1 protein-coding gene and 1 pseudogene are annotated in these 1,711 nt (G+C 64.3%); one reads left to right on the plus strand and one right to left on the minus strand.

What is annotated here, in order from left to right:
• Positions 1–200 (minus strand): annotated as a pseudogene (locus RMO40_RS00330) (ABC transporter substrate-binding protein); the annotation flags it as partial.
• Between the two features lie 131 nt (positions 201–331).
• Between RMO40_RS00330 and RMO40_RS00335 the strand changes: the two are divergent.
• Positions 332–1,711, plus strand: a 1,380-nt coding sequence (locus RMO40_RS00335; RefSeq protein ID WP_489660083.1) for an excinuclease ABC subunit UvrA, incomplete at its 3' end; no start/stop codon positions are given.

Below are 1,711 nucleotides of genomic sequence, written 5' to 3' on the forward strand. Positions count from 1 at the left end.
ATGCCGCCTCGCGCGTTCACCGCGTCGAAGTACAGCCTGGCGCCATCGATGTTCTCTTTCACGCCGGCCGCCACCGAACCGGTGATGCCCGAGGGGTTGCCGATGCGCAGCTGCGCCGCAGCGGGCAAAGCGAGGGTGATGAGGGCAGCAAGACCGAGTGTGATGAGGCCTTTGGGCCATGACGCGAAGGGTTTTTTCATGGGATGTGTCTTGAAAGAAGGGCTCAGTCTAGGAAGTCGGCCCGCGCGAGAAATTGTGGGTATGACGTACAAGGCAGGGGGTATGTCGCGTCGCTCCGTAGAATCTTTGCGTCCCCTTCTGGAGCCCCTGCATGTCCGATGCCTTTTTGCCCGCCGAGTTGCCTGCGGGCGCGATTCAACCCGCGTCCGACGACGAGGGGCGCGACCGACCGACGGAAGGCGGTACCGGCCTGATCCGCATCCGCGGCGCGCGCCAGCACAACCTGAAAAACATCGATCTGGACATCCGCACCGGCGAGCTCACCGTGGTCACCGGTCCCAGCGGATCGGGCAAATCCAGCCTCGTGTTCGACACCTTGTTCGCCGAAGGCCAGCGCCGCTACGTGGAAACGTTCAGCGCCTACGCGCGCCAGTTCCTCGACCGCATGGACAAACCCGCGGTGGACCGCGTGGAAGGTGTGCCACCGGCCATCGCCATCGACCAGACCAACCCGGTGCGCAGCTCGCGCTCCACGGTCGGCACCATGACCGAGCTCAATGACCACCTCAAACTTTTGTTTGCGCGCGGCGCCGAGCTGTTCGACCGCGACACCGCCGCGCTGGTGCGGCACGACTCGCCGGAGTCGATCTACGCGGAACTGAGTGCGCGTGCTGCGGCACAAGGTGACCCACGGCTCGTGGTCACCTTTCCCGTGGAACTGCCCGCCAGCACCACCCCGGAAGAAATCGAACAGTGGCTCTCCGCCAGCGGCTACACGCGGGTGCAGGCCGAACGCATCGTGCAGCGTGCCGCGCCCGCCGTGGATGAGAAAGCCAAAACCAAAGGCAAGGCCAAGGCTGGGCCGATGGAGGCCATCAAGGTGCTCGACGTGGTGGCCGACCGCTTCCGCATCGGCACCACCGAACCCGCCCGCGTGATGGAGGCCATCGAGGTCGGCTTGAAGCGCGGCGGCGGCAAGCTGATGGTGTACGCCTTGGATTCGGGGTCATTGAATTCGGGGTCAGATTCCAATTTCGCGACTGCGAAATTGGAATCTGACCCCGAATTCGAATTGAAGCCGGAGATCTGGCGCTTCTCAACCGGGCTGCATTGCCCCGAGAGCGACATCCGCTACGGCGAACCAACGCCGTCGATGTTCTCGTTCAACTCGGCGGTGGGGGCTTGCGAGGCCTGCCGTGGGTTCGGGCGGGTGATCGGAGTCGACTATGGCCTCGTGATTCCAAACGACAAGCTCACGCTGCGCGCGGGTGCGATCAAGGTGTTCCAGACGCCGGCCTGGAAAGAGGCGCAGGACGACATGATGCGGCACGCCGAAACCGCCGGCATCCCGCGCGACACGCCGTGGGCCAAGCTCACCGACGAGCAGAAGCACTGGGTGCGGGCCGGCTCGCCGCAGTGGAACGGCAAGTGGAACCAGCACTGGTACGGCGTGGACCGGTTCTTCGAATACCTGGAGAGCAAGGCCTACAAGATGCACATCCGCGTGCTCTTGTCCAAGTACCGCAGCTAC

This window comes from Rhizobacter sp. (assembly GCF_031412075.1).
In the GTDB taxonomy this organism is placed as follows: domain Bacteria; phylum Pseudomonadota; class Gammaproteobacteria; order Burkholderiales; family Burkholderiaceae_C; genus Rhizobacter.